This window comes from Desulfobacter sp. (genome assembly GCF_050177295.1).
Genome location: NZ_JBFXHE010000236.1, coordinates 1 through 6794, shown reverse-complemented (window position 1 = coordinate 6794; position 6794 = coordinate 1). Strand labels below are relative to the sequence as shown.

Annotated in this window: 6 protein-coding genes and 1 riboswitch; of the genes, 2 read left to right on the top strand and 4 right to left on the bottom strand. The window is 47.0% G+C overall.

Annotated elements, in window-relative coordinates; translation table 11 throughout:
- A partial coding sequence (locus AB7U36_RS15325) for a CinA family protein (protein ID WP_428160590.1) occupies nt 1-439 on the top strand: 439 nt, incomplete at its 5' end.
- Nucleotides 440-457: 18 nt separating this feature from the next.
- Here the strand turns inward: AB7U36_RS15325 and AB7U36_RS15320 are convergent.
- A complete protein-coding gene (locus AB7U36_RS15320; RefSeq protein ID WP_428160589.1) occupies nt 458-1192 on the bottom strand; it encodes an alpha/beta hydrolase in 735 nt (244 codons plus the stop codon).
- A gap of 84 nt (nt 1193-1276) precedes the next feature.
- Here AB7U36_RS15320 and rlmD point away from each other — a divergent pair, with 84 nt between their 5' ends.
- Nucleotides 1277-2668, top strand: coding sequence for a 23S rRNA (uracil(1939)-C(5))-methyltransferase RlmD (gene rlmD / locus AB7U36_RS15315; RefSeq protein WP_428160588.1), 1392 nt, complete (start codon nt 1277-1279; stop codon nt 2666-2668).
- A 4-nt stretch (nt 2669-2672) separates the two neighbouring features.
- Here the strand turns inward: rlmD and AB7U36_RS15310 are convergent, their stop codons facing one another.
- The 3 genes from AB7U36_RS15310 to ribB form a co-directional block, all read right to left on the bottom strand.
- Nucleotides 2673-4601 (bottom strand): GNAT family N-acetyltransferase, encoded by a 1929-nt coding sequence (locus AB7U36_RS15310; protein ID WP_428160587.1) that lies wholly within the window; start codon nt 4599-4601, stop codon nt 2673-2675.
- Nucleotides 4602-4797: 196 nt separating this feature from the next.
- Nucleotides 4798-5352 (bottom strand): hypothetical protein, encoded by a 555-nt coding sequence (locus AB7U36_RS15305; RefSeq protein WP_428160586.1) that lies wholly within the window; start codon nt 5350-5352, stop codon nt 4798-4800.
- Nucleotides 5353-5651: 299 nt separating this feature from the next.
- Nucleotides 5652-6308 carry a 3,4-dihydroxy-2-butanone-4-phosphate synthase gene (gene ribB, locus AB7U36_RS15300; protein ID WP_428160585.1) on the bottom strand — a complete coding sequence of 219 codons (657 nt, stop codon included), beginning with the start codon at nt 6306-6308 and terminating at the stop codon, nt 5652-5654.
- Between the two features lie 144 nt (nt 6309-6452).
- Nucleotides 6453-6618, bottom strand: a riboswitch (FMN riboswitch).
- Nucleotides 6619-6794 lie beyond the last annotated feature (176 nt).

Here is a 6794-nt window from a genome sequence, read left to right as displayed (position 1 = left end):
GCGTGGGCAGACACTCAGTGTGGCTGAATCCTGCACAGGCGGACTTGTGGCTCATCTGATAACGGATGTGCCGGGTGCCTCTGATTATTTTCTGTTTTCAGCCACCACCTATGCCAATTCCGCCAAAGTAACAATTCTTAACGTGTCCCGGGAAACCCTGGAAAATCATGGAGCGGTGGATGAAACCACGGCCCTTGAAATGGCCATTGGCGTCAGAACAGCCGGCGGATCAGACTGGGCTGTGTCCACCACGGGCATTGCCGGCCCTTCCGGCGGGACCGAGGCCAAGCCTGTGGGGACCGTATGCATTGGGGTGGCAGGTCCGTTGGGGTCGCATTCCCAACGGTTTATGCTGGACCGCGGTGACCGTGAACGCAACAAACAACTGTTTGCCGCCATGGCCCTTGAGATGCTGCGCAGGGAACTTGTTAAAAACTAAGGCGAATCTGCGGATAAACTATATATAGAATACAGATTTATACCAGGCGGTCATTTTCTGTTCAAAATCCTGCTGGTGTGCCTGGTTTGTCATCTGATGATCCCCGCCGTCATGGAGGATCATCTCTTTGGGAGCCTGCATGGCAGCATAGAGGATACTGGCATTTTCCACCGGGACCACCTCATCGGCACTGCCATGGAAAATCATGACATGGTGTAGCGCCTTTGCCTGGTCGGAAAGGTCATACAAAAGGTTATCCTTGAAAAAGTCTACAGAAAGGGCAGGGCGCTTGTCATTTCCTGCCATGGGAATCCTTGTTATGGTTCGGGTGTTCACGGGGGAGGCGCACAAAACAGCCCCCTGAATCCTGAATCCTGCGCGTTCAAGCTCCTGCCAGGCGCTGATACAGGTGGCACCCCCCATACTGGAGCCAAACAGGGCAACCCGGTTTGATGTAACCTTCATTTCAAGAACATGGCCCACTGCCGCACAAAAATCCTTTGCGCGTTTTTCAAGACTGGTATCCTTAATAAAGCTGCCCTGGCTGTCACCGCATCCCCTGTGGTCAAAACGGAAAAAGGCAATTTTATTTGCAGGCAGAACCTTTGACAAAAGCATCTGTTTTGCTGAAGTTCGGCTGCCTTCAAGACCGTGGGAGCCGACAACAAGGGGCGGCATGGAACATTCGGGAAGATGAAGGGTGCCTTTCAGGGTGAATCCATCAGCTGTAAAATTGATTTCCACTATTTTCATCTTGTCTTTGTGTCCATACCTTTGTATATTTATCGACTTTTTCACCAACTTAACCATATATATAACCATAAGATATAGTATAAAATGCCCGTTAAAAAAAGCAAAACCTACGAACTTGACATTATTGACCTTGCCTTTGGGGGAAAGGGTCTGGCCAAACCCGATGGGTTTCCCGTGTTTGTGGACCGGTGTATCCCGGGGGACCGGGTTTTTGTAAAAATTTTCAAAAAAAAGAAATCCTGGGCCGAAGCACGACTGGTCAATATTGTCAGTCCTTCGCCCCTTCGCCAGGAGGCAAGATGCGAGTACAACAGGTTTTGCGGGGGCTGCAAATTGCAGCAACTGCCTTACGAACGTCAGCTTGAATACAAAAAGCGCCATGTTGTAGAGTCGCTGGCGCACATCGGACGCTTAAAAGATGTCCGGGTCACAGATGTTGTGCCCTCGGATTATGTTTACGAATACCGCAATAAAATGGAATTTTCCTGTTCCTCCATGCGCTGGCTCATGCCGGAGGAACTGGCTGATGATTCCATTAAAAAGGGTTTTGGCATTGGATTGCATGTGCCCGGCACCTTTGACAAGGTGATTGATATTCACGCCTGTCATATCATGCCGGCCCTAGGCAATGAAATTTTAGAGACCATCCGTGGTTTTGTGGCCCAATCCGGGCTTGGGGCATATCACCTGCGCAACCACGAGGGATTCTGGCGCTTTGTCATGCTAAGGCATTCCGTGGCCCGGGATCAGTGGATGGTCAACCTTGTGACCACTGAAAAAAGGGCTGATGTCATTGAATCCTTAAGCACACAGCTTGTGGAAAAATTCAGTCAGATACGCTGTATTGTCAATAATATTACAGATTCCCGATCCGGGGTCTCTACGGGCAAGGAAGAGGTCCTTATCCATGGAGAAGATCATCTGATCGAAAAACTCGGGTGTTATCAGTTTAAAATTTCGGCAAACTCTTTTTTTCAGACAAATACCCGGGCTTGTGAAAAATTGTACACAAAAGTCTCTAATTATGCCGGCCTTGACGGCTCCCAGACGGTTCTGGATCTGTATTCAGGCACTGGGACCATTCCCATCTGGCTGTCCGGCCAGGCAAAAAAAATCTACGGAATTGAGATCGTTCATTCTGCTGTGCTTGATGCCAGAGAAAATGTAAGTTTGAACGGCATTGATAACTGCACCTTTCTGGAAGGGGACATCAAGGATATTTTTAGACAGGTGCCTGAAAAGCCGGATGTGGTGATCATTGATCCGCCCAGGGTGGGCATGCACAAGGATGTGGTGGGACACGTGCTAGCCCATTCTCCCGGCAAAATCGTCTATGTCTCCTGCAATCCTGCAACCCTTGCCAGGGATCTTGAAATGCTTGCATCACGTTACGCTGTGCTGGAAGTGACCCCTGTAGATATGTTTCCCCACACCTATCACATTGAATCCGTGGCTTTGCTATTGAGAAAAGGTTAAAATTTTAACCCATGGACAGAATGGCGTTGCCTAGGGCTTTTCCGCCGTCGTCATCCTCTTCTTTAGGTTCATTGAATATGCAGCTTAGAATAAGCATATCATCATTTCTTTCAGTTGTGACTTTATATGGCTGTTTGTGAAAAAGGCCGATCATGCCTTTGTTATGCGGAGAGGTATAGGCGATCAGTCCTTTAATACCGTTGTCAATGGCTGCCTGATTGAGTTTTTTCTGTAAGATGCAGGCAATTCCCATGCCCTGGTATTCTTTTGATACGGAGTAAGCAACTTCGGCCATGTTAATGATCGTGTTCCTGAAATACTCGCCCACGGCAATAATTTTTTCAAATCCCAGTTCGCCTATGGTCGCCACAATGGTCAGATCATTAATATAATCAATTTCATAGGTGGTTTCAATCTGATCATAGGCAAAACTTTTTTTTTCATGAAAGAACCTGGAAACAATATCTCCACGATTCATGGTGTAATAGTGTTCCTGGATAAACCGCTCATCCACCGGTTTTGCCGGTCTGAATGTAATGGGAATATCTTTTATAACAATAGTTTCTTCATATTTAAGCGGGTAAACGCCTTTAATGGCCTGTTTAAATTTGCGGTCACTGTCAATCAGGCCCATATCCTTGGCTGCGGCAAACAGTCCATCCCTGAAATCCGGATGGGCAATGGATACCAGGGCCATGACCCGTTCCTGAAGTGTTTTGCCAAAAAGATTCACCAGCCCGTATTCTGTTGCCACAAACTGGACATCTCCCCTTGGAACCACCACGGCGTGTTCTGTTAAACGGGGCACAATTCGGCTTTTTTGCCCGTGATCCATGGTGGAGGTCATCATAAGAATGGATTTTCCACCTTCGGACATGGCGGCCCCCCGGGTGAAATCCAGCAGACCATTAATTCCTGTGTAATTGTTAAACGGCAGGGCATCGGCAGCCACCTGGCCGGTAAGATCAATGGCCATGGCCGTGTTCAGGGTGACCATTTTGTTGTGGCGACCGATGATTCCCGGATTGTTGATATAATCCGAAGGGTAAAATTCAATGGAGGGGTTATCGTCAAGAAATTCATAGAGCAGGGTAGAGCCTACGGCGGCGCTGGCCACAAGCTTTCCGTTATTGAATCCTTTTTTCTTATTTGTAATCACCCCAATGGAGAAAAGGTGCATGATTGCATCTGACAGGTATTGTGAATGAATCCCAATATCATTTTTACCTGACAAAGCCACCATAATTGCCTCAGTGGTTACGCCAAGACTTGTTTGGATGGTTGAACCGTCTTCGATGAGACGTGAAATATGTTTGGCAATAATATTATCCGACTCCTGTTGAGGACGCGGCTGGATGGTTAAAAGCGAGTCCTCATGTTCCACAATAAAATCAACATCATTGACATGGATAAAGCTTCTGCCCAGAACACGGGGCATTTTGGGGTTAATCTGGCATATGACAATATCAGCAGTTTCGCAGGCCGAAAGATTGATATCCACGGAGATTCCAAGACTCATCCACCCAAAGTCATCGGGCGGCGAGGCCTGGATCAGAGCCGCATTCAACGGCATGAGTCCGGATTTGAACAGGTGGGGGATCTGGGACAGGTTCGCAGGCGTAATAAACCTTTGATTTTTACTGATAATACTGGGAGCGCAGGATCCCAAATAGAAGGATCTGATTTTAAACTTCTGGGAGTGGGACTCATTAGCGATAAGCGTCAGCGGTCCACTTTCAATGCTGAGCAGGCGCACGATTTCAAGATCGGTGAATCTTGCGGAAATAGTGGATAGCTCTTTGACAAGGTGCTGGGGTTCAGCACAGGAGGAGCCTATAAATACGCGTTGACCAGGCCGGATATGTTTCAGGGCGTCCTGGGCACTGCAACGTTTATCTACGTAGGAATCTGCCCAGTAAGTGGCTTTTGTCATAATCAACCTCCCCAATATTTGTTGTCCGTTTGAAAACGGGTCTGCTTGAGAACGGTTTTTCTATTTCTTATTCAAAGACAAATATGACTTTACAAAAAAAATGTAAAGGCGGGGAACATCATATATAAAAATTATACGGTTGTGAATATTAAACTAAGCCTAAGGCCCAACAATTTAAATAAGGGCGGAATAAAGATTAAATCTGTTTGCAAAGCCTGTGGATGGTCTGGGCATGCCACTGCCCCCTGCCGGAAAAGGTCGGAATACCCTTGTCTCCTAGATATTCAGCAATCGTTGCAAATGTGGCGCCCTGATCTCGCATCCTGTTAATAGTAGAGATGATGTCATCCTTAGTGTAATGGGTGCCCGAGGCATAGCTGGCTGTTGCCATGGGCATGTCATCCGGGCATTGCCTGTTTGCCATAAGCGCTTTCAAGGATTCAAAAAAGTTAGCTATGGCATTTTGCTGGCGCATTTGGGATTCTATGATCATCTCACTTACCGCTGCTATCCTGCCTATTTCTTTGACCAGTTGTGTGGTGTTTTCGGCAATAACCGGGATCAGGTCCCCGGTTTCCGTTTCCCTTGCTTCTTTTGTAGGAATGGAGTTTGACCGGTTAAAGGCGGAGGGTCGCCTGCTCTTTGGAATACGCCGTTCTCCAGGCGGAAAGTAGTTGCCGTCCATGTTTTTTCTGCTGGACGATGTTTCCTTTTTACCGGAAGTTCTCATATTGTTTAAAAAATCGTTCAATGATGTTTCCTCCGTATGGTTAAGATCTCGTAAAAAATTACCCATGGAAATGGATAGGTATCGGGGAAATAGAACTTAACGTAAGAATACAGTTTAATAATACTGTTAGATACTTGAGTAACGGCTCTGAACATTACCTGCTTAGAGCAAAATAGCACGATATATTAAAAATTTTTAACACAGGTTTATGAATAAAGTCAAAACTTTTTAGTGAATTGGCGAGAAAGAATCTATAACAGGCGAGCCAACCATTGTTTTTCCGGCATCAGGCAAAAAAAATTGCCGATGCCGGGAAAAATTTATGATGCTTTAATGCTTTGTGACCCAAGTCTGTAGTTTATAATATCTTCAACTGTGAGCATTGTAAAACCGTTATCCAGAGCAAATTGCGCAGCCTGGGGGAGCCTGGCCATGGTTCCGTCGGGATTTGTAAGTTCACACAAAACCCCGTATGGGGGCAAACCAGCCAGGGCCATAAGATCAACTGTGGCCTCGGTATGGCCGGCGCGTTCAAGGACGCCCCCGGGTTTTGCCTGTAACGGAAAAATATGGCCGGGACAATTGAGGTCTTCCGGGACTGCCTCATCGGCAATGGCTGCTTGAATGGTTGTTACCCGGTCCCGGGCAGAAACCCCTGTGGTGACTCCTTTGGCTGCTTCAATGGATACTGTGAACGCAGTCTGGTAATGACTTGTGTTGTTTTTTACCATTGGAAAAAGGTTTAAGTGTGCGATCTTTGCCCGGGGAAGACACAGACAGACAATGCCGCTGCATTCCCTGATCAGCATAGCCATCTGGTCCACTTTAAGGCTGTGTGCCCCAAAAATGAGGTCCACTTCATTTTCCCGGTTTTCATTGTCAGCCACCAAAATGCCTGAGCCCCGGCGAAGGGCTTCAAGCCCGGCCTGTAAACGCTGCCGGGAATTTCCAAACTGTTTTAAAGGATTCTGATTCATGATTCAACTCCTTGGTAATAGTGATAAATTAATACATGAATCAGGGCGTGGGAATAAAAAGGCAAGATAACATCATCCATTGCCATACCAGCACTTGCCGACAAAAGCTGTCAGTAAGCTGTAAACGCAATGGTGTTATTTTTTTCTTATTCTCTTCCATCCGGACTGTAACCGTCGGCTCTGGAGTTTCACCAGATCTGCTGACCTTTGCGCAAAAAGCTGCAAAGCGCTCGCGGGCTTTCCTGGAATTTGACCTTAAAATTACCAGGTTACCGCCGGTGGGGAATTGCACCCCGCCCTGAGAACAAAAACCTTTGCAGGGTATGCCTTTCAGCGTTTGAAGTCAAGCCCTGATAAATAACCCAAATCCACCACCTAAATTTCTGAACACCTGTCCAAGGACAATTTCGGGAATTTTTTTCTCGGAGTGCGGCTATTTATGCCTGGAAAACGACGTTTTGGGTAACGTTAAGCTCTCCTGCAGGA

What these genes read in the sequence shown, in the direction of transcription:
- AB7U36_RS15320 (WP_428160589.1), bottom strand. Translation starts at nt 1,192, where the DNA reads ATGAAAATAGTGGAAATCAATTTTACAGCTGATGGATTCACCCTGAAA.
- AB7U36_RS15310 (WP_428160587.1), bottom strand. Translation starts at nt 4,601, where the DNA reads ATGACAAAAGCCACTTACTGGGCAGATTCCTACGTAGATAAACGTTGC.
- ribB (WP_428160585.1), bottom strand. Translation starts at nt 6,308, where the DNA reads ATGAATCAGAATCCTTTAAAACAGTTTGGAAATTCCCGGCAGCGTTTA.
- rlmD (WP_428160588.1), top strand. Translation starts at nt 1,277, where the DNA reads ATGCCCGTTAAAAAAAGCAAAACCTACGAACTTGACATTATTGACCTT.